The following is a 23,295-nucleotide window of genomic DNA, read 5'->3' on the forward strand; positions in this document are numbered from 1 at the left end:
CGTGTGCGCCCTGCGCGACCTCCGGCGGGCGAGGTCGGTGCGGCGGTAGAGTGCGCCTCTGGAGGGAGGGAGGGCGCATACCGATGAGTGCGACCATGGCCGACGTCGCGGAGCTCGCCGGCGTCTCGAAGAAGACCGTCTCGAACTACTTCAACGGCTACCCGTACATGACCGCCGAGACGCGCTCCCGCGTCGCGTCGGCGATCACGACGCTGAACTACAAGGTCAACATCTCGGCGCGCAACCTCAGTTCCGGCAAGACGGGCACCATCGCGCTCGCCATCCCGGAGATCGCTCATCCCTACTTCGCCGAGCTCGCTCAGTCGGTGGTCTCCGCTGCTCAGCTGCACGGCCTGAACGTCGTCGTCGAGGTGACCCACGGCGAGCACGACCGCGAACTCGCGCTCCTGCACGGGGAGAGTGGGCGGTACGTGGACGGCCTCCTCTTCCACGCGATCGCCCTGGGGCCCGAGGACATCGAATCGTCGACACTCGACGTGCCGGTCGTCCTCATCGGCGACCGGGTCTACGACGGTCGCTTCGATTTCGTGACCGTCGCGAACGCCGATGGTGCGTACGAGATGACGCGTGTGCTGCTCGGCGCCAAGAAGCGGCGCATCCTCGCCCTGGGGATGGAGCGCTCGACGATCGCGACCGCTGCTGCTCTGCGTTTCGAGGGGTACGCGCGCGCGCTCGATGAGGCCGGCCTGAGCCTCGAGGACGACCTGCTGATCGGCCCGATCCCGTGGAATCGCTCCTCCGGCGCGACGGCACTGGCAGCAGCACTCGACGCAGGTGTCGCGTTCGATGCGGTGTTCGGCTTCAACGATGCACTCGCGCTGGGGGCACTGAACGAGCTGCAACGCCGTGGTCGAAGCGTCCCGGGCGACGTCTCCGTCGTCGGCTTCGATGATGTCGAGGAGGCGGCGCTGTCGTTCCCGCCCTTGACGTCCCTCGATTCAGGGCGGAACTGGATCGCCGAGCGGGCGGTCGATCGGTTGCACGAACGGCTCCGGGACAACTCGCTGGAGCCAGAGGTCATCCTCGCCGAGCACGGCGTCGTACTCCGCAGCTCCGTGTAAGCGCAGTCCCACGCTTCGCTACTTCCCTCTTGCGCTCGTAGTACACCGGTGTACTGTTACGTGCAGTGCACCGGTGTACTACCGGATGCACCACACGCTTTCGCTCAATGAGGAGAACCATGGTCACCGCCTCCGACTCGCTCGCCGCCCCGGCCGCCCCGGCTCGCGCTGCAGCCCGCCGCCCTCTCGACGTGCGCCGTGTTCGCCTGAACGGAGGTTTCGTCGGCGACTGGCAGCAGGTCAACCGCGAGGCCACGCTCCCGCACTGCATCGAGCGGATGGAGACCTCGGGGGTTGTGGACAACCTTCGGCGCCTCGTCGGCGAGAGCGATGCTCCGTTCCGTGGCCCGCTCTTCGCAGACTCGGACCTCTACAAGACCCTGGAGGCCATCGGCTGGGAGGCCACTCGCGGCGACGTGAGCGAACTCCTGCCGTTCGTTGACGAGTCGATCCGCCTCCTGGCCGCCGTGCAGGGCGAGGACGGCTACCTGGACAGCTATTACCAGGGACCGCACGCCGGCGAGCGCTTCACGGATCTGCCCCAGGGGCACGAGATGTACAAGCTCGGCCACCTCGTCCAGGCGGCGATCGCCTGGGCACACGCAGGTCGCACCGACCTGCTCGAGATCGCGCAGCGCTATGTCGACCTCGTCCACACCACGTTCGGTGAAGGCGCCCGCGACGACATCGACGGACACCCCGAGATCGAGACGGCGCTCGTAGAACTCTCCCGCCTCACCGGGGAGCCTCGGCACCGGGAGCTCGCTCGCCGGATGGTCGAGCTGCGCGGCTTCCGCACGATCGGCGAGGGCCAGTTCGGGGGCGCCTACTACCAGGACCACACGCCGGTGAAGGACGCCCGTGAAGCGACCGGTCACGCCGTGCGCCAGCTGTACCTGCTCGCCGGAGTGAACGACCTCGAGCTCGACGACCCCGATGCGGGATACCGCGACACGCTCGATGCACTGTGGACCAGCATCCACCGCGAGAAGCTGTACGTCACCGGCGGTCTCGGCTCGCGCCATCGCGGCGAATCGTTCGGAGACCCGTACGAACTGCCCGCCGACCGCGCCTACTCCGAGACCTGCGCCGCCATCGCGAACCTGCACTGGAACTGGCGGATGCTGCTGCTGGACGGTGGTGCGCAGTACGCGGACGAGATCGAGCGCGGCCTCTACAACGCGATCGCCGTGTCGACGTCGCTGGACGGGAAGTCGTACTTCTACTCCAACCCTCTCCAGCTGCGCACCGGCCACACTCACGAAGAAGACGCCCCGTCGACCCGGCTCGACTGGTACTTCTGCGCCTGCTGTCCGCCCAACCTCGCTCGGCTCCTCTCGTCGATCAACGGGTACCTGCTCACCGAGTCCGACGACGCGGTGCAGTTCCAGATCTACACGCCCGGTGAGTTCGAGATCGGCGACGGGGTCACGGCAACGGTGCAGACCGGGTTCCCCTGGACCCCCGAGATCCGAGTCGTCTTCGACACTCCGACGACGCGCGTGACGCAGTACCGGATCCCCGCCTGGGCGGCCGGCGCGACGCTCTCGGTCGACGGCGGCACAGCCGTCGACGCCGCATCCGGCTTCACCGACGTGCCCAGCGGTGCGAGCAGTGTCGAGCTGCACATCCCTGTCGAGCCGGTGTTCGAACGTGCTCACCCCTGGGTGGACGGAGCGCGCGGAGCTCTCGCTCTGCGCCGCGGGCCGGTCTACTACTGCCTCGAAGAGGCGGACCTGCCGGGCGGCGTCCGGCTGGAGGACGTCGTCATCCCCGACCGCCCCTCGGCTTCGGACGCCGGCAGCGACCCCGTGCTCGCTGTGCCGGTGCTCGACATCGCCGGTGCGCGCACTCACGCCACCGCCGACGCCCTTTACCCGTCGGACCTCGATCAGAGCGCGGAGTCCGAGATCGGCACCGTGCGCGCGATCCCGTACTTCCGCTGGGCCAACCGGTCTGCCGGTGCCATGCGCGTCTGGATGCCCACCGTCTGAGCAGCGGGATGCGGCCGGTCCGCCGGTCGTCCTCGCCGAAGAACTCACTCACTCTCCTGAAAGACCCCTCCTTCGAAAGGACACGCAATGAGGCGTACGACCACCACCATCCTCGCGATGACCGCACTCGCGGCCACCGTCGTCGGACTGAGCGGATGCTCCACCTCCAGCTCAGGCGGCGACAGCAGCTCCGGAACGATCAGCGTCTGGACCCGCGACTCGCAGGCGACGTTCATGAACGCGCTCGCCGACGAGTTCAACAGCACTCACGACGACCTCCAGGTGGACGTGACCGTGGTCCCCGCGGCCGACTTCGTGCAGAAGTTCGGCACTGCAGCGGCCGGAGGCAACGCCCCGGACGTGGCCTCGATGGATCTCGTCTACGCTCCCTACTTCGCCTCGGCCGGCGCCCTCCTGGACATCAGCGACCGCGTCGACGAGCTCGACTACAAGGACCAGATGAGCCCGGGGCACCTCGCCCAGGGCGAGTACGAGGGCAAGACCTACGCCCTGCCCTTCAGCGGAGATGTCTCCGTCATGTACTACAACAAGGACCTCTTCCGAGCAGCCGGCCTCGACCCGGAGACGCCGCCGCCGACGATGGCCGAGGTGCAGTCGGCAGCGGAGGCGATCACCGCTCTGGGCGACGGCACCTATGGCTTCGCGTTCTCCGGAGCGTGCGGCGGATGCAACATCTTCTCCATCACGCCCTACATCTGGGCCAGCGGCGGCAACGTCCTCTCGGATGACGGCACGAAGGCTCAGCTGGACAGCGCCGAGGTCACCGACACCGTCACCATGTACCGCGACCTCTGGAGCGGCGGCGCGATGCCGGAACTCGTCCAGTCCGACAGCGGCGCCAACGCCGGCGACGCCTTCAAGCAGGGCAAGGTCGGCATCTTCAACTGGGGCAACTTCTTCATCAGCTCCCTCACCGACCCTGCCGAGGGTGCGGAGTTCGACTGGGGCGTCGCACTGATCCCCGGCGCGGAAGCCGGCCAGAGCGGATCCTTCTCCGGAGGAGACGACATCGCGATCACGGCGGGAGCGAAGAACCCCGATGGTGCATGGGAGTTCCTGAAGTGGGCCACCGGCGAGGACGGCCAGAAGGTCGTCGCCGACAACGGAGTGATCCCCATTCGCCTCGACCTCCTCGACAGCCTCTACATCCCGAAGGATCCGCGGTACCAGGTGTTCGCGGATGCCCTCGCCGTAGGCAAGGTGCCCTACAGCGTGATCGAGAACGAGCTCTTCAACGACTCGAACGGCATCTGGTCGACGATGCTCCAGGAAGCGGTCTTCGGCTCCGGATCCGTCGCCGATGCACAGGACAAGGCGCAGAAGGCTGCGCAGGCGCTGCTCGACGAATCGCAGTAATCGCCTCAGCGTTCGGTGGAGCGGGCCGTGAGGCCCGCTCCACCTCCCCGAAGAAGTTTCGACAATGACCGTCGAGGAGCATCGACAATGACCGCACTCCAACAGGCCCGCCCGATCGCCCCGGCGCTACCGCCTTCGCCGCCCCGTCGTCGCAACAGCATGGACCGGCGCCGTGGCACGCTCGGGTTCCTGCTGAGCTTGCCGGCCTTCATTCTTCTGGGGCTGTTCTTCCTCTGGCCGCTGCTGCGCACCGTCTACATGTCCCTCAACGACTGGCCGCTGCTGGGCGCCCCGGAGTTCATCGGCTTCGACAACTACGTCAAAGCCGCGACTGATGGGCAGTTCCTCAGTGCTGTCGGCTTCACCTTCTTCTACACCGCCGTCATGACGCCGATCCTGCTGGTCCTCGCCTTCGCGCTCGCGTTCCTCGTGCGCCGCGGCGGACGCGCGCACCGCTTCTTCCAGACCATCTACTTCCTGCCGGTCGTGATCGGTCTCGCCTCGGGCAGCTACATCTGGTTCTTCATGTGGCAGTCCGACATCGGCCCCACCACCCAACTCCTGGGCGACTGGGGATTGGTTAGTCCCACGAAGAACTACTTCGCCGACTTCTGGAGCGCGTTCGCGATCGTCGTCGCGATGGTGACGTGGAAGGTCGTCGGCCTGCAGATGCTTCTCGTTCTCGCCGGCATCCAGGCGATACCGGAAGAGGTCACCGAGGCCGCCCGAATCGACGGTGCCACGAGCTGGCAGAGCTTCTGGTACATCACGGTGCCGCTGCTGCGACCGACCCTTGCGCTGGTCCTCGTGTTCTCCGTCGCCGGCTCACTGCTCGCGTTCGACCAGTTCTACATCATGACCACCGGCGGACCGGCTGGTTCTACCCTCACCGCCGTGTACGAGATCTACCGCAACGGCTTCGTCAAGTTCGACGTCGGATACGCCTCCGCCCTCTCCATTCTCCTCATGCTCGTGCTCGGCCTCGTCAGCGCCGGACAGATGCTGCTGCTCAGGAACTCGGACAACGCATGAACGCCATCGCCACATCGGCTCACGCTCCTACGGCTACCGCCGCCCCCTCGAAAGTGGTTGTACCGCGCTCGCGGGCGCGCATCCTGCCCGTTGCGGCCTGGTGGGTCGTCTCACTGTGCCTCGCTGTGCTGACCCTCTACCCGATCGGGGTGATGCTCTCTCAAGTCAGCATCGCGAACGTCGTGAAACTGGCTGATGCCAGCCGCGGCCTCAGCCTGCTGCAGAGCCTCGGCAACTCTGCGTTCGTGTCGATCTTGGCGACGTTAGTTACCCTCGTCGCGAGCACCTTCGCCGGATACGCGTTCGCGAAGCTGCCGTTCCGAGGCAGCAAAGTGGCGTTCTTCGTGATCCTGATCACGTTCATGGTCCCGTTCCAAGCCGTCATCACACCGCTGTACATCGTGCTGAGGGACATCGGACTGCAGAACAACCTCGTCGGGGTCGCCCTCGTCATCGCCACGTTCAATCTGCCGCTGGGCACCTTCCTGATGCGCAACTCCTTCGCGGCGATCCCGGCCTCGCTCGAGGAGGCGGCTCAGATCGATGGCGCCAGCCCCTTCGCCGCACTGTGGCGAGTGATGCTCCCCATCGCCGTTCCCGCCCTCGTCTCGACCACGCTGCTGTCGTTCTTCGCGGCCTGGAACGACTTGTTCGCCGCCCTCATCCTGATCACCGACCAGAACCTCTACACACTGCCGGTCAGCATCGGCATCCTCTCCACCGATAGCCAGTTCGGCGTGAACTTCGGGCTGATGCAGACCGGCGTCACGGTCACCGTCATCCCCTGCGTGATCATCTACGTGCTACTGCAGCGCTACTACGTCGCCGGCCTGCTCGGCGGTGCCCTCAAGTGATCGGCCCCGCCCGACGCGCATCACCTCGAATCAGAAAGCTCGCAGCATGATCGTCCGCACTCCTCTCACCTCCTGGACCGTCGAAGCGTCCGGCTCGGCCGTCCCTGCTGCCGTCGGTTCAGCCGGCGCGATCGCCGCAACAGTGCCCGGCTCGGTGCACACCGACTTACTCGCGGCCGGTCTGATCGATGACCCGTTCCTTGACGAGAACGAGAAGACCCAATCGTGGATCGGACGCACCGACTGGACCTACCGAACCGTCGTCGACTGGAATCCCGACGGGAGCGAACATCATGAGCTCCTCTTCGAAGGCATCGACACCATCGCGACGATCTCTCTCAACGGAGCCGCACTCGCGTCGACGAGGAACATGCACCGCAGCCACCGGATCGACGTCACCGGGATGCTCGTCCCAGGCGCCAACGAACTCGAGGTCGCGATCAGCTCACCCCTCCGTGCCGCGGATGCCGCCAGTCTCGAGTTGGGCTACCGCCCGCACACCAACCACCACCCCTACAACGCCATCCGGAAGATGGCGTGCAGCTTCGGCTGGGACTGGGGAATCGACACCGCCACCTCCGCCCTGTGGAAGCCGGTCACTCTCGAGACCTGGAGCGGCGCGCGCTTGCGGGACGTCGCCCTGGCGGGTGTGGTCGTCGGCGGGGTTCCCCGCCTGCGCGGCACAGCGCACGTGACCGGAGAGGTCTCGGCACATGTCGTCGTCAGCATCGCGGGTGACGATCATCGCCTCACGACGGTCGACGGAGTCGCACGATTCGACGTCCCCGTCGACGGCGCGGCGCTCTGGTGGCCACGCGGTTACGGCGATGCTGCTCTGCACGACGTGCGAGTGCGGCTCGTGTCCGGCGACGACGCGCTCGACGAACGTGCCCACCGTGTCGGGTTCCGGTCGGTCGAGGCCCGCAGCACACCGGACGATGCGGGAACCGGATTCGCCATCATCGTGAACGATCAGGAGATCCACGTCCGCGGCGCGAACTGGATTCCGGACGACGCCTTCCTGCACCGCGTCGACCGCGCCCGCTACGCGCGCCGGCTCGCCCAAGCGGAGTTCGCGAACATCAACCTGGTCCGCGTGTGGGGCGGCGGGATCTTCGAGAGCGAAGATTTCTACGCCGAATGCGACGAACGCGGCATCCTCACCTGGCAGGACTTCCTCCTCGCCTGCGCCGCCTATGCCGAGGACGAGCCGCTGTGGTCCGAGTTCGAGGCGGAGGCGCGCGAGGCGATCATCCGGCTCGCCGCGCACCCGTCGCTCGTCGTCCTCAACGGCAACAACGAGAACATCTGGGGGTACCAGGACTGGGACTGGGACAAGAAGCTCGACGGACGCACCTGGGGCGCCGGCTACTACTACGACCTCTTCCCCGCCCTCGTCGCCGAGCTCGCCCCCCATGTCGCCTACACCCCCGGGAGCCCGTTCAGTCCCGACCGTGCCGCCCATCAGAACGACCCCGACAGCGGTACCGTCCACGTCTGGGACCTGTGGAACCAGAAGGACTGGCCCCACTACCGCGACTCGCGCCCCCGGTTCGTCTCCGAGTTCGGCTGGCAGGGCCCGCCCACCTGGAGCACCCTGACCCGAGCCGTCCACGACGACCCCCTCACCCCGGAATCACCCGGCATGCTCATCCACCAGAAGGCCATCAAGGGGAATGACAAGCTGACCGACGGACTCACGGCGCACTTCCCGCTCCCGAACACAATGGCGGACTGGCACTGGGCGATGTCACTCAACCAGGCGATCGCGATCCGCACAGCGATCGAGTGGTACCGCTCCCTCACGCCGCACTGCACCGGAACGATCGTCTGGCAGCTCAACGACTGCTGGCCGTCCACCTCCTGGGCAGCGGTCGACGCCGACGAACGACCCAAGCCGCTCCTCTACGCCCTCAAGCAGGCACACGCCGACCGGATGATCACGATCCAGCCGGACGGCGGGACCGGTCTCCGTCTCGCGCTCGTCAACGACTCGACGAAGGACTGGGCGGGTCCGGTCGAGGTGCAGCGGCTGCACTTCTCCGGCGACGTTCTCGAACGCTTCACCGTCCATGTCGCAGTCCCGGCGGGCAGCTCACGGAACGTCGTGCTCGACTTCCCGCTCACCCGACCCGACGACGTCGCGAACGAACTCCTGGTCGCCACCTTCGACGGCGAGCGAGCGCTCTGGTTCTTCGCGGAGTACCGGGCCAGCGGCCTGCAGCCCGCTCGCGTGTCAGTCGACGTGCGCAGAGACGGAGACGTCCACCTCGTGAGGGTCACTGCAGAGAACCTTGTCCGCGAACTCACCCTGCTCGTCGACCGCGTCGCTTCGGATGCCGTCGCGGATCGGGCGCTCGAGACGCTGCTTCCAGGCGAGACGGTCGAGTTCCGCGTCCGCGGCACATCAGAAGCGGACCCTGAGCAATTCGCCCACGCACTCGTCCTCCGTTGCGCCAACGACCTCGTCTGAGCCCAGCGCCCGCGGGTACAACCGCTCCCCAGAATGCCGGGCCGGCGCTCGCGCTGACGAGCCTCACGCGTTACCGAACAAGAGCGAACCGGCCCCGAGCCGATCCGGCTCCTTCCCAGGAGAGGGATCCGACCTACGCGGGGCCTGGCTTGGTGTGGAGGAAGCAGCTCGCCACCGCGGCAGCGATGATGAGTACGGCTGCACTGGTGAGGCTGAGCTGCAGGCCCAAGACGAAGGAAGCTTCGTCGGCGATGAACGCGCCGAAGACGGCGATCGCCACCGCGCCTCCGACCTGGCGGAACGTGTTGAACACGGCGCTGGCTGTTCCCGCTCGAGCGGGCGGGACGCTGCTCAGCACCACAGAGGTGACAGGTGGCATCGTGACCGCGCCGCCGAATCCGGTCAGGCAGACCGCCGTCCCGACGAGCAAGGGCGACTCGAGCGGAGCAGTGAGGACGGCGAGGGCGAGACCAGACGCCATCAGGACCAGCCCCGAGACGATCGGGACGCGGATCCCGAAGCGGTTGGCCAGCGTTCCACTGAGGACGTTGCCGAGGATGCTGAAACCTGCTCCGGGCAGGAACACGAGTCCGGCCAGGAGCGGAGGCAGGCCGAGCTGCTGCTGGAGGAACAGGCTCAGGACGAAGACCGTGCCGAAGTTGCTCACCATGAAGGCGAAGCCCACCCCGAGCGAGATACGCATTCCGCTTGAGCGGAACAGGTCCAGCGGCATCATCGGATGCGCTGCTCGCGCCTGGATTGCGAGGAACAGGACGATGGCGGCGACGGCCGTGGTGAGGCTCGCGAGGACGAGCGGTGCGGTGAACCCGACTGCTCCGCCCTCGATGAGGCCGAAGACCAGTGCGGTGAGCCCGACGACGGAGGCGACCTGACCGGCCCAGTCGAACGGGGAGGGCACGACCGGGGAGCGGCCCACAGCGCGCAGCAGGACGAGCATCAGCACGCAGACAGGCAGGTTGATCGCGAAGACGAGCCGCCAGTCTCCGGTGGTGAGCGCTCCCCCCAGCACCGGGCCGACGGCCGTCGCGACCGCGCCTCCGACGGCCCAGATCCCCAGCGCCCGCGTCCGTTCACGATCGTCGACGTAGGCCTCGCGGATCAGCGCCATCGACGCCGGCAGCATCACCGCCGCCCCGGCCCCCTGGAACGCGCGCGCCGCGATCAGCAGCTCGATCGAGGGAGCCAGTGCGCACGCGACCGAGGCGGCCGCGAACAGGACGATCCCGGACCGGAAGGCGCGCTTCGCGCCGAGGCGCTCGGACAGGTTCCCGGCGAGCAGAAGCAGAGCCGCGAACGTGAGCGTGTAGCTGTCGATGGTCCACTGCAGCGCGACCGTGTCACCGCCGAGGTCCCGGCCGATGGCAGTCAGGGCCACGTTCACGATCAGGATGTCGAGCGTGATCAGGAAGAAGCCGGACGAGCACAGCAGCAGCGTCAACCGGCGACGCCTGGCCGACGGTGCCTCCGTCACGAGCGGTGGGGACGGCGGGATCGCCGAGTCCGACTCGCCAGTGGGCAGGCGTCGGCGAGGGGGTCGTCGTCGGTGATCGGGTGTTCGAGCATGGAGGCTCCTTGAGAGAGGGTCGGCACGGGTTCAGACGGTGACGAGGACCTTGAGCGCCTCGCGCGCGTCCATGGCGGCGTAGCCGGCGGGAACGTCGGTGAGGGCGATGGTCCGGTCGAAGACGCGGCCGGGGTCGATGGTGCCGTCGAGGACCAGAGGGATCGCCTGCTCGAGGTACGCCCGAACCGGAGCGGGTCCTCCGGTGAGAGTGATGTTCTTGCCGAACAAGGACCCGAAGCCGACGGGGGCGTCCTCATACTGGGGCACTCCGACGCGCGAGATGACGCCACCGGGACGGATGACCCCGTAGGCCTGCTCGTAGGCCGGCATGTGCCTACGGCCTCGAGGACCACGTGGCTGCCTTCGCCGCCGGTGATCTCCATCACCTCCGCGATGCCCTCGTCGCCACGCTCGGCAACGACGTGGGTAGCGCCGAAGTCGCGGCCGAGGTCGGTGCGCGCGGTGTGGCGGCCCATGAGGATGATCGTCTCGGCGCCGAGCTGCTTCGCCGCGAGGACGGCGGAGAGACCCACGGCTCCGTCACCGATGACGGTGACCGTCTTACCCGGTTCGACGCGGCCCATGTGGGCGGCGTGGTGTCCGGTGAGGTAGACGTCCGAGAGTGTCAGCAGGCTGGGGAACAGTGCGCTGTCGTTCTCGGTGACGCCGGGAACGACGACGAGGCTGCCGTCGGCGAGCGGGATGCGGGAGAGCTCGGCCTGCAGGCCGCCGACCTCGGGCGTGCCGTAGAAGCCGCCGTGCTTGCAGGCGGTGTGGAATCCGTCTCGGCAGAAGGAGCAGGTGTTGTCGCTGAAGGAGAAGGGGACGATGACGAAGTCGCCCTTCTTCACGGTGGAGACGGCGGAGCCGGTCTCCTCGACGATCCCGATGAGCTCGTGGCCCATCGGGGTGCCCTGCTCCGAGGCGGGGAGGGAGTGGTAGGGGTGCAGGTCGGAGCCGCAGATGCAGGAGCGGACCGTGCGCACGATGGCATCGGTGGGCTTCTGGATCTTGGGATCGGGGACGTTCTCGATGCGCACGTCGCCGGCGCCGAACATGAATGCTGCTCTCATGGGTTCTTCCGGTTCCTTCTTCTGTCGAATGAGGTGGGGGTGGGGAGTGGGCGGTCAGTCGGTGAGGACGCGCTTGGCGACGTTCATTGCGCCCATGCCCTTGGGCCAGCCGGCGTAGAAGGCGACGTGGGTGATCGCCTCGATCAGCTCGTCCCGGGTGAGGCCGTTCTCCACGCCGCGGCCGAGGTGGAACTCGAGCTGGTCGAGGTCGCCGCCGGCGGCGAGGACGGCGACGGTGATGAGGCTGCGGTCGCGGGGCGAGAGCTCGGGGCGGTTCCAGACGTCGTCGAAGAGCACGTCGTCGGTGAGGGCGGCGAGCTTCGGGGCGAAGTCGCCGAGGCTGCGGCGGCCTCCGCCGACCTGCTTGAGAGTGGAATCAGTCATCGTCTTCTTCTTTCGGGTCTGGGGACTGGTCTTCGCGGGAGCAGTTCGAGGGTCGTCTCGCGGGCGGTCGGTGCCGGAACCGCTTCCGCAGGAGATCCTGCTGATCGCGGTACGGTCAGGCGCAGTTCGTCGGCGTCGCCGATCGCGTCAAGCTGCTGCTCGCTCCGGCCGTCGGTACCGCCTCCTCACGTGCCACAGACGAGTCCACTCCCTTTCTGTCGTGGGCGGGAGGAACCGGTTGTGCACGTACTCACAGGGCATGTCTGGATCGGTGGGGGCGACCTAGCGTGGACGTCATGGACAACAGCAACGAGGTCCGCGAGTTCCTCACCTCCCGGAGGGCGCGTCTGCGCCCCGAGGATGTCGGCCTGCGGGACTTCGGTGGACGCCGTCGCGTTCAGGGACTGCGTCGGGAGGAGGTGGCCATGCTCGCCGGCGTCTCGACCGAGTACTACTCGCGCCTCGAACGCGGGCAGATCTCCGGCGTCTCCGAGCAGGTTCTCGATGCTCTCTCGAACGTGCTGAAGCTCGACGATGCGGAACGCGAGTACCTGGGAAACCTCGCTCGGGGAGCTCAGATCACGGCGCGAAGCAGGACGCGGAGGCCCTCTTCTCCGGGAGTGCGTTCCGGGATCCGCGCCGCGCTCGCTGCCATCACCGGAGCGCCTGCCTTCGTCCGCAACGGCGCCATGGACATCCTCGCCGCCAACGACCTGGGCCGTGCCTTCTACTCGCCGATCTACGCCAAGCGACCGTCGAGACCGAACCTGGCCAGCTTCACCGTCTTTGACCCGGCCGCGCAGACCTTCTATCCCGACTGGATCGCTGCCGTCGACGCGACCGTCGCAGTCCTTCGCCAAGAGGCAGGGCGAGACCCCTTCAACAAGCGCATCACTGAGGTCATCGGTGAACTCTCCACTCGAAGCGAGCCGTTCCGCGACCGTTGGGCGAACGCGAACGTGCGTCGCCACGACGCCGTCGCGAAGATCGCGAAGCACCCCGTGGTCGGGTCCATCACCCTCGAGCTGGTCGGGACTGAGCTGCTCGCCGATCCCGGTCTGTCGCTGATGATCTACGCCGCGACCCCCGGTACCCCCGCCGAAGACCAACTGCGCCTTCTCGGCGCTTGGGCCGCCACCAACCTGCAGGACGTCGCCGGGGCTCCCCGCGCCGACGCCTGACCCTGTGGCGGCGACGCCGACTGACACGACAGCTGCCCCTGACCGAAGGAACACCGTGAACATCGAACCCAGCTCCCCCACCGTCAAGAACCCGCCCGAGCAGTTCGCCGGCGACGTCTGGCTCGACCCGATCGTCGCTCCCCACGACGCCGACCAGCGCACCGTCGTCGCCCGCGTCCGCTTCGCGCCCGGCGCGCGCACCGCCTGGCACTCCCACGCCCGCGGCCAGTACCTCCACGTCACCGCCGGAATTGGACGCTTCGGTACTCGAGACGGCAGCATTCTCGAGCTACACGCCGGCCAGACGCTCTACACCCCGCCCGGGGAGGAGCACTGGCACGCTTCCGCGCCCGGCGTATTCATGGAGCACCTCGCGATCCTCGAGAGCGCCGACGACCCCACGACCACCACCGCCTGGGCCGATCACATCACTGACGACGAATACGAGGGCCGCTAACCGGCCCGAGAATTGCCCACCCTTCCGTCGAACGACGCACGGCATCCGCCGACCGGTCCACACCATTCCACCGACTTCGCCGGACCATCCGATCAGAAGTGAACGAAGGAGAACTGACATGCATATGCGCACACTGGGACAGGGACTCGAGGTGTCGGCGATCGGTCTGGGCTGCATGGGCATGTCCCAGAGCTACGGCCCGAATCCCGGCACCCGGGACGACATGATCACCGTGCTCCGCTCGGCAGTCGACCGCGGCGTCACCTTCTTCGACACGGCGGAGGTCTACGGCCCTTTCGTCAACGAGGAGCTCGTCGGCGAGGCCCTTCAGCCTCTCCGCGACGAGGTTGTCCTCGCCACCAAGTTCGGCTGGGACATCCAGGACGGGACGAGCGTGGGACTGAACAGCCGTCCCGACCGGATCCGCGCCGTCGCCGAGGACTCGCTGCGCCGCCTCCGCACCGACGTGATCGACCTCTTCTACCAGCACCGCGTCGATCCGGACGTCCCGATCGAGGACGTCGCCGGCACAGTCGGCGAGCTCGTCGCCGAGGGGAAGGTCCGCCACTTCGGACTGTCCGAGGCTGCCGCGGGGACGATCCGTCGCGCGCACAGCATCTTCCCCGTGACCGCTGTCCAGAGCGAGTACTCGTTGTGGACCCGCGATCCGGAGGCGGAGGTGCTGCCCACCCTCGCGGAGCTCGGTATCGGTTTCGTGCCCTTCAGCCCGCTCGGCAAGGGGTTCCTGACCGGCACGGTCGACATCTCGACGACGTTCGCGGACGGCGACGTCCGCGCCAGCATCCCCCGCTTCACCGAGGACAACCGGACCGCCAACCAGGCCCTCGTCGACCACGTGACCGACCTCGCGGCGCGCAAGAACGCGGCCCCGGGCCAGATCGCTCTGGCCTGGCTCCTCGCGCAGCAGCCGTGGATCGTCCCGATTCCGGGCACGCGTCGCACCTCCCGCATCGAGGAGAACGCCGGCGCCACGACCGTGGCCCTCTCCGCGGACGAGGTCGCCGACCTCACCGGACTCGCGCAGCGCATCGGCGTGCACGGCGACCGGTACAACGACCAGCACATGAGCTACGTCAACCGATGACCGTCGTCGTCATCCCCTCCCCCTCGACGCGGAAGAAGAACCCGTGAAGATCGCAGTACTCGGAACCGGAGCGGTCGGGTGCGCCCTCGCGGCACGCCTGGCAGGGCTGGGCCACGAGGTCGCCCTCGGCACCCGCGACGTCGAGCGGACGCTGACCCGCACAGAGCCCGACGGCTCCCCCTCGTTCGCCCAGTGGCACAGAGAGCACGAGGACATCACGATCCTGCCCTTCGCCGCCGCCGGAGCGTTCGCGGAACTCCTCCTCAACGCGACAGCCGGAGCGAACTCGCTCGCGGCACTCGACGCGGTCGGAGCGGACAACCTCGCCGGCAAGACCGTTCTCGACCTCGCCATCCCACTGGATCTCTCCCAGGGTCTCCCGCCCACCCTGACCACGGCGAACGACGACAGTCTCGGCGAGCAGATCCAACGTGCGTTCCCCAACGCACGAGTCGTGAAGTCCCTCCACACCGTCTACTTCGAGGTCATGATCGAGCCGGGAAGGATTCCCGGTCAGCACTCGATCTTCGTCGCGGGCGACCACGACGACGCCAAGCAGGAGGTCGTCAGCATCCTCCGACAGTTCGGGTGGCCCACCGACTCGATCATCGACCTCGGAGACATCACCACCGCGCGAGCGACCGAGATGTACTCCCGTCTCTTCTTCGCCCTGCACGCGCAGCTCGGCACGTTCGACTTCAACATCGCGCTCGTCCGAGCCTGACCGACGCCCCCTGACGCCTCGCCGTGATCACTCCCCCGGCCTACGGCCGGCCCGCCGAGGGGCAGGGCGGCCGTTGCAGGGCCGGCGCGGGGAGGTGATCATGTCGGTTCAGCCCTCGCTGAACAGGAGAACGAGAGTGAACGATGTACAACGCCGCCGTCAGGCGATCGCTCCCCCCAGCGTCCCGATCGGCGCGGACGCCTTCGGAGACGGCGTCGGCACCACCCTGCACTGGCTGGGGATGGCCGGCTTCCTCCTCAACGCCCGGGGAACGACGATCCTGATCGATCCGGTCCTGCACAGCTTCGACATGCCGCTGCTGATCGACATCCCTCTGGGCATCGCCGAGGTTCCCCGCGTCGATGCGGTGCTCGTCACCCACGCCGACAACGACCACTTCAGCATCCCGAGCTGCCGCGATCTGGTGCCCGTGACGGAGGCCTTCCACTCGACCCGCTACGTCGCGTCGGTGATGACGGAGGAGGCGATCCCCGGGACCGGCCACGACATCGGAGACGACTTCACCGTCGGCGACCGGGTCCGCGTCACCGTGCTGCCCGCCGATCATGCCTGGCAGAACGCCCAGCCCGGCTATCAGGGGCTTAGGTTCGAGGACGAGGACAGCTGCGGCTTCTGGATCCGGACGCCCGACGGAGTCGTGTGGGCGCCGGGCGACTCCCGCCTGATCCGCGAGCACCACCTCACGATGCCCGCGCCCGACGTCCTCCTCTTCGACTTCTCTGACAGCGAGTGGCACTTCGGATTCGACGGCGCGGTCGAGATGGCGAATGCGTATCCCGACGCCGATCTGGTCCTCCACCACTGGGGTTCCGTCGACTCGCCCGATTTCGCACCGTTCAACGCCGACCCGGCCAAGCTCTGGTCGCGCGTCGTCAACCCGTCCCGCGTCCGCGTGGTCGCTCCCGGAGAGGCCTTCACCGTCCGCTCGCGGTGAGGATGCTGTCTGTGGGCAGGCGGATCGCGGCCGGTGCCTGTGTTCTCGAAGAACGAAAGAAGCAGTGCCTCCCACCGCAGAACGGCCGCGCCGCCCTCGGTCGGTGATTCCGGCATCCGCCTCAGCCGGTCCGCGATCCGGTCCCAGCTCTCGGCCCCTACGGCGGCCAGGAGGCTCTCCTTGTCCGGGAAATGCCGGTAAGGGGCGCCGCGCGACACGTCCGCGCGCGCACCGACCTCTCGCAGGGTGACCCTCGCCGGCCCGCCCTCGTTGAGCAGCTGCCTGGCGGCGTCGAGCAGAGAGCGACGAGTGGCCGCTGAGGATTCGAGACGACTGACCATGACGACGACTCTAATGTTGACAACGTCATCTGGAGTGCTATGGTTTCAAGATGACAACGTCACCTGAAGCAGTCGAGCTCATCCTCGTCACCGGCGCCTCAACCGGCATGGGCGCCGCCACCGTCCGCGAGCTCGCCGCGCGCGGTTACCACGTGCTCGCCGGCGTCCGACGCGAGAGCGACGGTCGTGCCATCGCCGCCCCCCGCATCCAGCCCGTGCTCCTCGACATCACCCGCCCGGAGCAGATCCAGGAGGTGGCAGCCCTCATCGAGACAGACGGCCGACCGCTGAGGGCGGTCGTCAACAACGCGGGCATCGCCGTCAACGCTCCGGTCGAGGTCCTTCCGATGCAGGAGTGGCGGCGGCAGTTCGACGTCAACTTCTTCGGCCACATCGAGGTCACGCAGGCCGTGCTCCCGGCGCTGCTCAGGAGCCGAGGGCGCGTCGTCATGATCAGCTCGATCGGCGGGCGTCTCGCCCAGCCGACCTACGGGGCGTACTCCGGATCGAAGTTCGCTCTCGAGGCAGTCGCCGACTCGCTCCGTCGCGAGCTCGCGCCCACCGGGGTGCAGGTCGCGATCGTCGAACCGGGTGCCGTGCGGACGGAGATGGTCGGGCGCGGCGGGGTCACCCTGAAGAAGCTGAGCTCCGAGATGAGCGCGGAACAGGAGCGGCGGTACGGCGGCCTCATGAAGGCGATCCTTCTCCAGTCCGAGGGGTTCCTCCGCAGCGGAGTGGACGCGTCGCAGGCGGCGAGGACCATCGCGGCCGCCGCCACGGAGCGGCGGCCGAAGACCCGCTACACGATCGGCCGCGACGCGGCGATCCTGATCCGCCTCGCGCGCTTCCTGCCGGACCGCGTGCTCGACCGTCTTCTCGCGTCGTCCCTGCGCGGCCTACTGCGCAAAGTGCAGTAGCGCCGCTCCCCCGATCCCCCTCCCCCTGAACGACCATCGGAGAACACCATGACCACAACACCTGTTACCACCACCGATCGGGAAGTCGCCCGTCCCGACGGCCACCTCGACATCGACGATCGCGGTGCAGTCCTCGTCGCCCGCATCGACGGAGGGCCGCACGCTCTCTTCGACGTCGCCATCGCCAGGGAGCTCAAGGAACTGGTCGATCGAGCGGACAGGGATCCGGACATCCGCGCCGTCGTCTTCACCGGCGCGCACCCCGACCGGTTCCTCAGCCACGCCGACGTGACGTGGCTCCAGCAGGGCGGGGTCGGGTTCCCTCCCATCGGCACACGGACCGCCGGCCTGGTCGCGCGCCTCGCCACGGCGATCAACAGGACACCCGTCCTCCGGACGCTCGCGCGGAGGTCCCCGCTCAAGACCCTGCTGCAGCTCGACGAGATCCACGCGACCTTCCTGAAGATGAACGCGAGCGGCACCGTCTTCATCGCGGCGCTCAACGGCTCGGCCCTGGCCATCGGCGCGGAGTTCGCGTGGGCCTGCGACCTGCGCATCATGGCGGACGGCGACCACGTCATCGGCCTCTCCGAGGTGCTGCTCGGACTCACCCCGGGCGGCGGCGGCTCCCAGCGTCTGCCCCGCCTCATCGGCACCCAGAAGACCCTCTCCGCGGTCCTCGAAGGCAGGCCGTTCACGCCCGCCGAGGCGCTCGAGCTCGGCGCCGTCGACGAAGTGGTCCCGCAGCAGGACGTCCTCGCGCGCGCCGTCGAGCGCGCGGAGTACCTGAGCCTGCGCGCGAAGGGCTCTCTCGGCGCCGTCAAGCGCTCGCTCTACTTCGGCGCCTCCCTCCCACTGAAGGAGGGCCTGCAGTACGAGCACGCGGAGTTCCTCGTCCGCGACCAGCAGAAGGAGGCCCAGGACCGGATGCTCGGCTACATCGCCGACACGCAGAGCACCGGCGAACTCGCGTTGCTGAACCCGCAGAAGTACGCGGAGGCGCTGCGCACGGGCCGCATCGGAGCGGCGCAGTAGCGACTACAGCCCTAGTCACCACCATTCACCCCCACACGGAAAGCAGAACCCATGCCCTCTCTCACCAACGCCGTCGTCCTCGTCACCGGAGCCAACGGAGGCATCGGCACCCAGTTCGTCCACTCCGCACTCGCGCGCGGCGCCGCCAAGGTCTACGCCTCCGCCCGCATCCCTCGCACCTGGGACGACTCCCGCATCGTGCCGCTGACACTCGATGTGACCGACGCCGCGTCGATCGACGCCGCGGCCGCCGTCGCCGCCGACGTCACGGTGGTCGTCAACAATGCCGGGGGCCTGCCGCCGACCGCCAGCCTGCTCGACATCGACGAGCAGGCCGTGCGGCAGAACATGGAGATCAACTTCTTCGCTCCGCTGTTCGTGGCTCGGGCGTTCGCGCCGATCCTCGCCGAGGCGGAGAACGCTGCCCTGATCGACATCCACTCGGTCGCCAGCTGGTACGCGGGCGCGGGCGTCTACAGCGCCTCGAAGGCAGCGATCTGGTCGGCCACCAACTCGCTCCGGCTCGAACTCGCTCCTCGCGGCATCCACGTGACCGGCGTGCACATGGGATACGTCGACACTGCGATGGCGGCCCACACCGACGACGCCAAGATGCGACCCGCGGACCTCGTGACAGCGGTCCTCGACGGCGTCGAACGGGACGAGTACGAGATCGTCGCCGACGAGCTCAGCCGACAGGTGAAGGCCGGACTCGCCGCTCCGATCGAGGCTCTCTACCCCGAACTGCGCGCCCAGTAGCGCATGATCCGGCACCGCATCGACCCGCGAGCGCCCGCGACGCGGCCCCCGCGCCGTCACCGGCTACCCCCTCTCCCAGCACCCCACCGCACGCCCAGGAGCCTCCCGTGATCATCGCCTTCTTCATCATCGCCGGACTCACCGCGCTCGCTTTCGTGGGCTCGGGCCTTCTCAAGCTCGTCCGCACGTCAGCCGCCCTGAAGGAGAACGGTCTGGTGTGGGTGGACGACTTCTCACCGTCGACAGTGAGGCTGATCGGTGCGGCCGAGATCCTGGGGGGACTCGGGCTGATCCTCCCTGTCGTCACCGGCGTCGCGCCGGTGCTCGCCCAGGTCGCCGGAGCCGCCCTCGCGATTCTGATGGTCGGCGCCATCGTGGTCGATGCCCGCCACAGGTTGACCGTGATCCCCGCCGTGTTCCTCGCCCTGGCCTCGAGTGCCTCCGCCGTTCTCGGCGCCCTTGTCACCGGCTGATGGTTGCTTTTCGCGTGCAAGTTGATCCCTCGCTTCAGCTTGAGGGACGGAGAACTGAATTGCCTCGCGGATGAACTGAGGCTCAGCGACCCGCTCCGGATCGATGCGTGAGACGAAGCTGCCGGGCGACGGGACGATCTGCACCAGTCCCTCCTCGCGCAGAAGCATGAGGCTGTCCGGCCATGGCGGCGCACCCTGATGAAGAGAAGATGACTTCCGCAGACCTGAGCGGGTTCCCGGCCGCGGCGGCGAGCAGCAGGTCGGACAGCAGCTCTTGGCCCTTGCCGTCGAAGTAGGCGTCGGTCTTCGCGTTCATCGCCGGGGTGCCGGAGGCGAAGTGCGTCGCGAGCTTCGCGGCCTTGGTGTCGTCGGTGACGTAGGAGAGGGCGTTCCACCACCAGGTCGCGTCTTCGAACGCGACGCGCTGCGGGTCGAACACCCACACGTGGCCCTTGGCGGCGCGCACGTCGCGGGTCGCGTCGAGCACGTCCCGCTTGTTCGACGTCGTGACCACGGCGCCGGGCGCGGCCATGATCGCGGGGATGACGAGGGAGGTCGACGTGCCCACGCGAGGGCCGGCGATCAGCAGCATCATGTCCTCGAACGAGGCGTAGAGCATCTGCGGCGGCCTCGCCGAGTCCGAAGCCGGTGGCGACATTGCTCGCGAACGCATCGGAGGCGGCGGAGGCCGAGGTGATGCCGCTCGCCATTACGGTGAAGCAGACCAGGAACGTGACGAAGTGGATCCCGAACGCCCTGTGCGCGTAGAGGGCGGCACCCGCGGCCTGCGGGAACTTGGTGACGAGCTCGAGAGAGGAGCAGGCGGTCAGCGTCGCGACGACGAAGGCGATCACGAACGGCAGCCATGCGGCGCCTCCCACCTCGGCCGCCACCTGGCCTGTCAGCGCGTAGATGCCGGTGCCGAGGATGTCGCCGACGACGAACAGCAGCAGCAGTTTCGGGCCGAGCACGCGCTTCAGCTCGGGTGGGGCGCTGGTCTCTTATGTCGCGGTCATGCTCGGCGCCTCCCCCGGTTGCGGATGAGCGCGAGCCTACGACCGAGGGGCCCGCCCGCGGCAGGGCGCCGGCCCGCCGCGATCAGGCGGTGCAGGCATCCGCGCGACGACGGCGAGGTGCGGGCGGGCGGGCGGCGTGGAGCGCGAGTGCGACTCCGTCACCTCGAGTCCCGCGGCGGCCAGCGCGTCGGAGAGCCCCCGCTCGGACCAGAAGAAGGCCCCGGTGATCGCGTGCTTGAAGGGCTCGCCCGACGGACCGAGGAAGGCGCCGATCAGCAGGGAGCCGCCGGGGCGCAGCACCCTGGCGAGCTCCCGGAACAGCGGCGGGCACTGCTCGGGAGGCGTGTGGATCACCGAGTACCAGGCGAGGACACCCGCGAACCGCGCGTCCTCGTAGGGGAGGCTCCGGAGATCGCCGACGTCGTAGTCGGCGAGCGGGAACCGTCGACGGGCGGAGTCCACGAACTCGGGGACCAGCTCGATCCCCGTCACGTCGCTCCCGCGGTGGCGGAGGAGGTCTGTCCAGTGCCCGGGGCCGGATCCGGCGTCGAGGAGCGGGCCCGCGACCGCCGCCGCCCAGCCGGTGATCCGGGCCACGTCCTCCGGATGCATGGCCTCGATCGATCCGAGCGCGGCCGAGTACTCCTCGGCGCGCTCCGCGTAGGCGCGCTGCACCTCGATCGTCATGATCTCCTCCTCCCGGGCGAGAAGGCTGCCTCCGCTCACCGCGGGAGAGCATACGGCCCCGGTGCCGCAACGAGCGCCGCCTCATCGACAGCCCGTCGCCGGTGGCGACGAGCCGCAGAGGCGTGCTTCCGACGGTCGGTCATCGAGCGATCCCGAGCTCCCCGTGATCGAAGGACACCATGCTCGTTCCAGTCCGCGCTTCCCGACGCCGCGGTCGCCACCCAGGCCGGCCACCGCCGAGGCCGCGGCGGTCCCGGACGCCCGCTCAGGCGGAGTGGGCCCGCAGGAACGCCAGCGCCCGCGGCCACGCGTCGGTCGCCGCCTCCGCCTGGTACGTCTGCTCGTTCGCGTCGTTGAAGAACGCGTGCCCGGCCCCCGGGTAGACCACCACCTCCACGTCCTTGCCCGCCGTGGCCTCCCGGATGGTCGGCACCTGCTCGACGAGCGGCGCGTCCTGATCGCCGACGAACGCGAGCACCGGCACCGGCAGGGCCGCCAGCTCCTGCGCGGAGGCGGTGACGTGCCCGTAGAAGGGCACCGCCGCCGCCAGGCGCGGCTCGGCCAGCGCGAGGGCCCACGAGAAGGTGCCGCCGTAGCAGAAGCCCGTCACCGCGACGCTCGTCATCCCCTCCTGACGCAGCAGCCGCTCGACGAGCGCGCGAAGGATCGCGACAGTCCGCGTGCCGTGCTCCGGAGTGAAGACGGGAGCGAAGAACGTGCGCAGCTCCACCTGGCGAGGCAGACGACGCACCGGGTGGTCGTAGTCCGCCCGCTGCTCCTCGTCGAGCTGCTCGAGCAGCCCACTCTCGGCGAGCAGCTCCGGCGCGATCACGCTGTAGCCCTCCGCGGCGTACCGGTCGGCGACCGAGCGGATATGGCCGTCGACCCCCCACACCTCGTGGATGAGGATCAGCGCGCGGCCGCCCTCTCCGCTCCGGTACACCGGTACATCGTGCTCGGCCAGGGTCCAGGTCTCATCGCTCGTGGGCATGAGCGCACCCTAGCCGGGCATTCCGGGAGAATCGGCGGCTCGGCGTTCGCGCTCGGGCGCGACACACCGCGTCACACCGCGAGGACATCCAGCTAGGGCAGGACTTCGATCAGCACCGCAGTGAACTGGGTCGACTCCTCACCCGCATGAGCGTGCAGATCGATTCCCATCACCCAGAGCGGCCTCACGTGCGCCGCGCCGACAGCCCTCCGACTCGCGCGGTTGGTCATCGGCTTCCGGACCGTCTCACGGGTCTTGCCCGCATTCTTCGGAGCGTCATTCCCGATCCAGTACAGCAGAACGCGCTTGACCCCCGGAACCCGCTTCACTCCTGAGCGAAGGTCTCGCAGTTTCGCCGAGTCGTCCTTCATCTTCTGAACCGAGAAGCGTCCGGCTTCAATGAGGATCGGGGCGCCTCCTCCGCGAGGGGTCAGGACGACATCGACCCGCTTCGGGTTGCCAGCCCCTGACGCGTAGGGCACTTCCCATCCGACCCTGTACTCCCTGAAAGCGGGAGACATCATCAGGTACTGGTAGAGGAACTGCACAAAGGTCACTTCGTAGAACTCGCTCTTCGACGAAGCCTGAGCGGGCAAGCCTTGCGTGAGCACGAAGAGATCGGTGGCCGAACGCTGCGCAGCCGGCTCCAACAACTGCATCAGAGATTTCTCGATCTGGTGGAGGGATGGCCGTGGACGCCCCTTGTCGAAGCGCGCAAGGAAACGAGACATGATCGCGACGGTACACGACAGGACACCTCCGAAAAGGGGATGATCGAGCGCATCGAGAAGAGGCATTCG

The 23,295-nt window shown here is 68.2% G+C and carries 21 protein-coding genes and 3 pseudogenes; 15 read left to right on the top strand and 9 right to left on the bottom strand.

Annotation, left to right across the window (positions count from 1 at the left end; translation table 11 throughout):
- Nucleotides 1-83: 83 nt before the first annotated feature.
- The 6 genes from ACH61_RS01445 (at nt 84) to ACH61_RS01470 (ending at nt 8,812) form a co-directional block, all read left to right on the top strand.
- Nucleotides 84-1,082: a LacI family DNA-binding transcriptional regulator gene (locus tag ACH61_RS01445; RefSeq protein WP_068207701.1), complete on the top strand. Its 999-nt coding sequence runs from the start codon at nt 84-86 to the stop codon at nt 1,080-1,082.
- Between the two features lie 119 nt (nt 1,083-1,201).
- The gene (locus ACH61_RS01450) at nt 1,202-3,076 is read left to right on the top strand and encodes a glycoside hydrolase family 127 protein (RefSeq protein ID WP_158286090.1); all 1,875 of its coding nucleotides are present in this window, start codon (nt 1,202-1,204) and stop codon (nt 3,074-3,076) included.
- Between the two features lie 87 nt (nt 3,077-3,163).
- The gene (locus tag ACH61_RS01455) at nt 3,164-4,453 is read left to right on the top strand and encodes an ABC transporter substrate-binding protein (RefSeq protein ID WP_068207705.1); all 1,290 of its coding nucleotides are present in this window, start codon (nt 3,164-3,166) and stop codon (nt 4,451-4,453) included.
- Between the two features lie 87 nt (nt 4,454-4,540).
- Nucleotides 4,541-5,485 (top strand): carbohydrate ABC transporter permease, encoded by a 945-nt coding sequence (locus ACH61_RS01460; RefSeq protein WP_236713486.1) that lies wholly within the window; start codon nt 4,541-4,543, stop codon nt 5,483-5,485.
- Nucleotides 5,482-6,339 carry a carbohydrate ABC transporter permease gene (locus tag ACH61_RS01465; protein ID WP_082844923.1) on the top strand — a complete coding sequence of 286 codons (858 nt, stop codon included), beginning with the start codon at nt 5,482-5,484 and terminating at the stop codon, nt 6,337-6,339. Before ACH61_RS01460 ends, ACH61_RS01465 begins: the two co-directional genes overlap by 4 nt.
- A gap of 46 nt (nt 6,340-6,385) precedes the next feature.
- Nucleotides 6,386-8,812, top strand: coding sequence for a glycoside hydrolase family 2 protein (locus tag ACH61_RS01470; protein ID WP_068207712.1), 2,427 nt, complete (start codon nt 6,386-6,388; stop codon nt 8,810-8,812).
- Nucleotides 8,813-8,945: 133 nt separating this feature from the next.
- On the opposite strand, the gene ACH61_RS01475 is transcribed toward ACH61_RS01470, so the two are convergent.
- The 3 genes and pseudogenes from ACH61_RS01475 to ACH61_RS01485 form a co-directional block, all read right to left on the bottom strand.
- On the bottom strand, nt 8,946-10,304 hold the full coding sequence (locus ACH61_RS01475) for an MFS transporter (RefSeq protein WP_068207714.1): 1,359 nt from the start codon (nt 10,302-10,304) through the stop codon (nt 8,946-8,948).
- A gap of 123 nt (nt 10,305-10,427) precedes the next feature.
- Nucleotides 10,428-11,470 (bottom strand): annotated as a pseudogene (locus tag ACH61_RS01480) (zinc-binding dehydrogenase).
- Nucleotides 11,471-11,524: 54 nt separating this feature from the next.
- Nucleotides 11,525-11,854, bottom strand: a complete 330-nt coding sequence (locus ACH61_RS01485) for a carboxymuconolactone decarboxylase family protein (protein WP_068207717.1) — start codon at nt 11,852-11,854, stop codon at nt 11,525-11,527.
- A gap of 296 nt (nt 11,855-12,150) precedes the next feature.
- Here ACH61_RS01485 and ACH61_RS01490 point away from each other — a divergent pair, with 296 nt between their 5' ends.
- From ACH61_RS01490 to ACH61_RS01510, 5 genes are all read left to right on the top strand, one after another.
- Entirely contained in the window at nt 12,151-13,035 is an 885-nt protein-coding gene (locus ACH61_RS01490; RefSeq protein WP_068207720.1) for a helix-turn-helix transcriptional regulator, read from the top strand.
- Between the two features lie 55 nt (nt 13,036-13,090).
- Nucleotides 13,091-13,492 carry a (R)-mandelonitrile lyase gene (locus ACH61_RS01495; RefSeq protein ID WP_068207723.1) on the top strand — a complete coding sequence of 134 codons (402 nt, stop codon included), beginning with the start codon at nt 13,091-13,093 and terminating at the stop codon, nt 13,490-13,492.
- A gap of 118 nt (nt 13,493-13,610) precedes the next feature.
- Nucleotides 13,611-14,597: an aldo/keto reductase gene (locus ACH61_RS01500; protein ID WP_068207726.1), complete on the top strand. Its 987-nt coding sequence runs from the start codon at nt 13,611-13,613 to the stop codon at nt 14,595-14,597.
- A gap of 43 nt (nt 14,598-14,640) precedes the next feature.
- Entirely contained in the window at nt 14,641-15,321 is a 681-nt protein-coding gene (locus ACH61_RS01505; RefSeq protein ID WP_068207729.1) for an NADPH-dependent F420 reductase, read from the top strand.
- Nucleotides 15,322-15,457: 136 nt separating this feature from the next.
- Nucleotides 15,458-16,276: an MBL fold metallo-hydrolase gene (locus ACH61_RS01510; protein ID WP_236713487.1), complete on the top strand. Its 819-nt coding sequence runs from the start codon at nt 15,458-15,460 to the stop codon at nt 16,274-16,276.
- Nucleotides 16,277-16,446: 170 nt separating this feature from the next.
- On the opposite strand, the pseudogene ACH61_RS18060 reads toward ACH61_RS01510, so the two are convergent.
- Nucleotides 16,447-16,617, bottom strand: a pseudogene (locus tag ACH61_RS18060) (helix-turn-helix domain-containing protein); the annotation flags it as partial.
- A 50-nt stretch (nt 16,618-16,667) separates the two neighbouring features.
- Between ACH61_RS18060 and ACH61_RS01515 the strand changes: the two are divergent.
- The 4 genes from ACH61_RS01515 to ACH61_RS01530 all read left to right on the top strand — a co-directional run bounded on the left by ACH61_RS01515 (nt 16,668) and on the right by ACH61_RS01530 (nt 19,801).
- Nucleotides 16,668-17,534: an SDR family NAD(P)-dependent oxidoreductase gene (locus ACH61_RS01515; RefSeq protein WP_068207734.1), complete on the top strand. Its 867-nt coding sequence runs from the start codon at nt 16,668-16,670 to the stop codon at nt 17,532-17,534.
- 48 nt (nt 17,535-17,582) lie between these two features.
- Nucleotides 17,583-18,569, top strand: a complete 987-nt coding sequence (locus ACH61_RS01520; protein WP_068207737.1) for an enoyl-CoA hydratase/isomerase family protein — start codon at nt 17,583-17,585, stop codon at nt 18,567-18,569.
- A 51-nt stretch (nt 18,570-18,620) separates the two neighbouring features.
- Nucleotides 18,621-19,328, top strand: a complete 708-nt coding sequence (locus tag ACH61_RS01525) for an SDR family oxidoreductase (RefSeq protein WP_068207740.1) — start codon at nt 18,621-18,623, stop codon at nt 19,326-19,328.
- A 107-nt stretch (nt 19,329-19,435) separates the two neighbouring features.
- Nucleotides 19,436-19,801, top strand: a complete 366-nt coding sequence (locus ACH61_RS01530) for a DoxX family protein (protein ID WP_068207743.1) — start codon at nt 19,436-19,438, stop codon at nt 19,799-19,801.
- Between the two features lie 82 nt (nt 19,802-19,883).
- Here ACH61_RS01530 and ACH61_RS19190 read toward each other — a convergent pair whose 3' ends face one another.
- From ACH61_RS19190 to ACH61_RS01550, 5 genes and pseudogenes are all read right to left on the bottom strand, one after another.
- Nucleotides 19,884-20,420, bottom strand: coding sequence for a type IV secretory system conjugative DNA transfer family protein (locus ACH61_RS19190; RefSeq protein ID WP_068207746.1), 537 nt, complete (start codon nt 20,418-20,420; stop codon nt 19,884-19,886).
- Between the two features lie 16 nt (nt 20,421-20,436).
- A pseudogene (locus tag ACH61_RS19195) lies at nt 20,437-20,781 on the bottom strand (amino acid permease); the annotation flags it as partial.
- A 72-nt stretch (nt 20,782-20,853) separates the two neighbouring features.
- Complete coding sequence (locus ACH61_RS01540; protein WP_236713488.1) at nt 20,854-21,543, bottom strand: class I SAM-dependent methyltransferase; 690 nt, start codon at nt 21,541-21,543, stop codon at nt 20,854-20,856.
- A 226-nt stretch (nt 21,544-21,769) separates the two neighbouring features.
- A complete protein-coding gene (locus ACH61_RS01545; protein WP_068207751.1) occupies nt 21,770-22,495 on the bottom strand; it encodes a dienelactone hydrolase family protein in 726 nt (241 codons plus the stop codon).
- A gap of 92 nt (nt 22,496-22,587) precedes the next feature.
- Nucleotides 22,588-23,292, bottom strand: a complete 705-nt coding sequence (locus ACH61_RS01550; RefSeq protein WP_132504744.1) for a hypothetical protein — start codon at nt 23,290-23,292, stop codon at nt 22,588-22,590.
- Nucleotides 23,293-23,295: the final 3 nt, after the last annotated feature.

The organism is Rathayibacter tanaceti, from assembly GCF_001634385.1.
GTDB lineage: Bacteria > Actinomycetota > Actinomycetes > Actinomycetales > Microbacteriaceae > Rathayibacter > Rathayibacter tanaceti.

Excerpts from the sequence above, each read along its gene's own strand:
- ACH61_RS01465 (WP_082844923.1), top strand. The coding sequence starts at position 5,482 with ATGAACGCCATCGCCACATCGGCTCACGCTCCTACGGCTACCGCCGCC.
- ACH61_RS01515 (WP_068207734.1), top strand. The coding sequence starts at position 16,668 with ATGACAACGTCACCTGAAGCAGTCGAGCTCATCCTCGTCACCGGCGCC.
- ACH61_RS01460 (WP_236713486.1), top strand. The coding sequence starts at position 4,541 with ATGACCGCACTCCAACAGGCCCGCCCGATCGCCCCGGCGCTACCGCCT.
- ACH61_RS01545 (WP_068207751.1), bottom strand. The coding sequence starts at position 22,495 with ATGCCCACGAGCGATGAGACCTGGACCCTGGCCGAGCACGATGTACCG.
- ACH61_RS01450 (WP_158286090.1), top strand. The coding sequence starts at position 1,202 with ATGGTCACCGCCTCCGACTCGCTCGCCGCCCCGGCCGCCCCGGCTCGC.
- ACH61_RS01455 (WP_068207705.1), top strand. The coding sequence starts at position 3,164 with ATGAGGCGTACGACCACCACCATCCTCGCGATGACCGCACTCGCGGCC.
- ACH61_RS19190 (WP_068207746.1), bottom strand. The coding sequence starts at position 20,420 with ATGCTCTACGCCTCGTTCGAGGACATGATGCTGCTGATCGCCGGCCCT.
- ACH61_RS01525 (WP_068207740.1), top strand. The coding sequence starts at position 18,621 with ATGCCCTCTCTCACCAACGCCGTCGTCCTCGTCACCGGAGCCAACGGA.
- ACH61_RS01520 (WP_068207737.1), top strand. The coding sequence starts at position 17,583 with ATGACCACAACACCTGTTACCACCACCGATCGGGAAGTCGCCCGTCCC.
- ACH61_RS01550 (WP_132504744.1), bottom strand. The coding sequence starts at position 23,292 with ATGCCTCTTCTCGATGCGCTCGATCATCCCCTTTTCGGAGGTGTCCTG.
- ACH61_RS01470 (WP_068207712.1), top strand. The coding sequence starts at position 6,386 with ATGATCGTCCGCACTCCTCTCACCTCCTGGACCGTCGAAGCGTCCGGC.
- ACH61_RS01485 (WP_068207717.1), bottom strand. The coding sequence starts at position 11,854 with ATGACTGATTCCACTCTCAAGCAGGTCGGCGGAGGCCGCCGCAGCCTC.
- ACH61_RS01500 (WP_068207726.1), top strand. The coding sequence starts at position 13,611 with ATGCATATGCGCACACTGGGACAGGGACTCGAGGTGTCGGCGATCGGT.
- ACH61_RS01490 (WP_068207720.1), top strand. The coding sequence starts at position 12,151 with ATGGACAACAGCAACGAGGTCCGCGAGTTCCTCACCTCCCGGAGGGCG.
- ACH61_RS01445 (WP_068207701.1), top strand. The coding sequence starts at position 84 with ATGAGTGCGACCATGGCCGACGTCGCGGAGCTCGCCGGCGTCTCGAAG.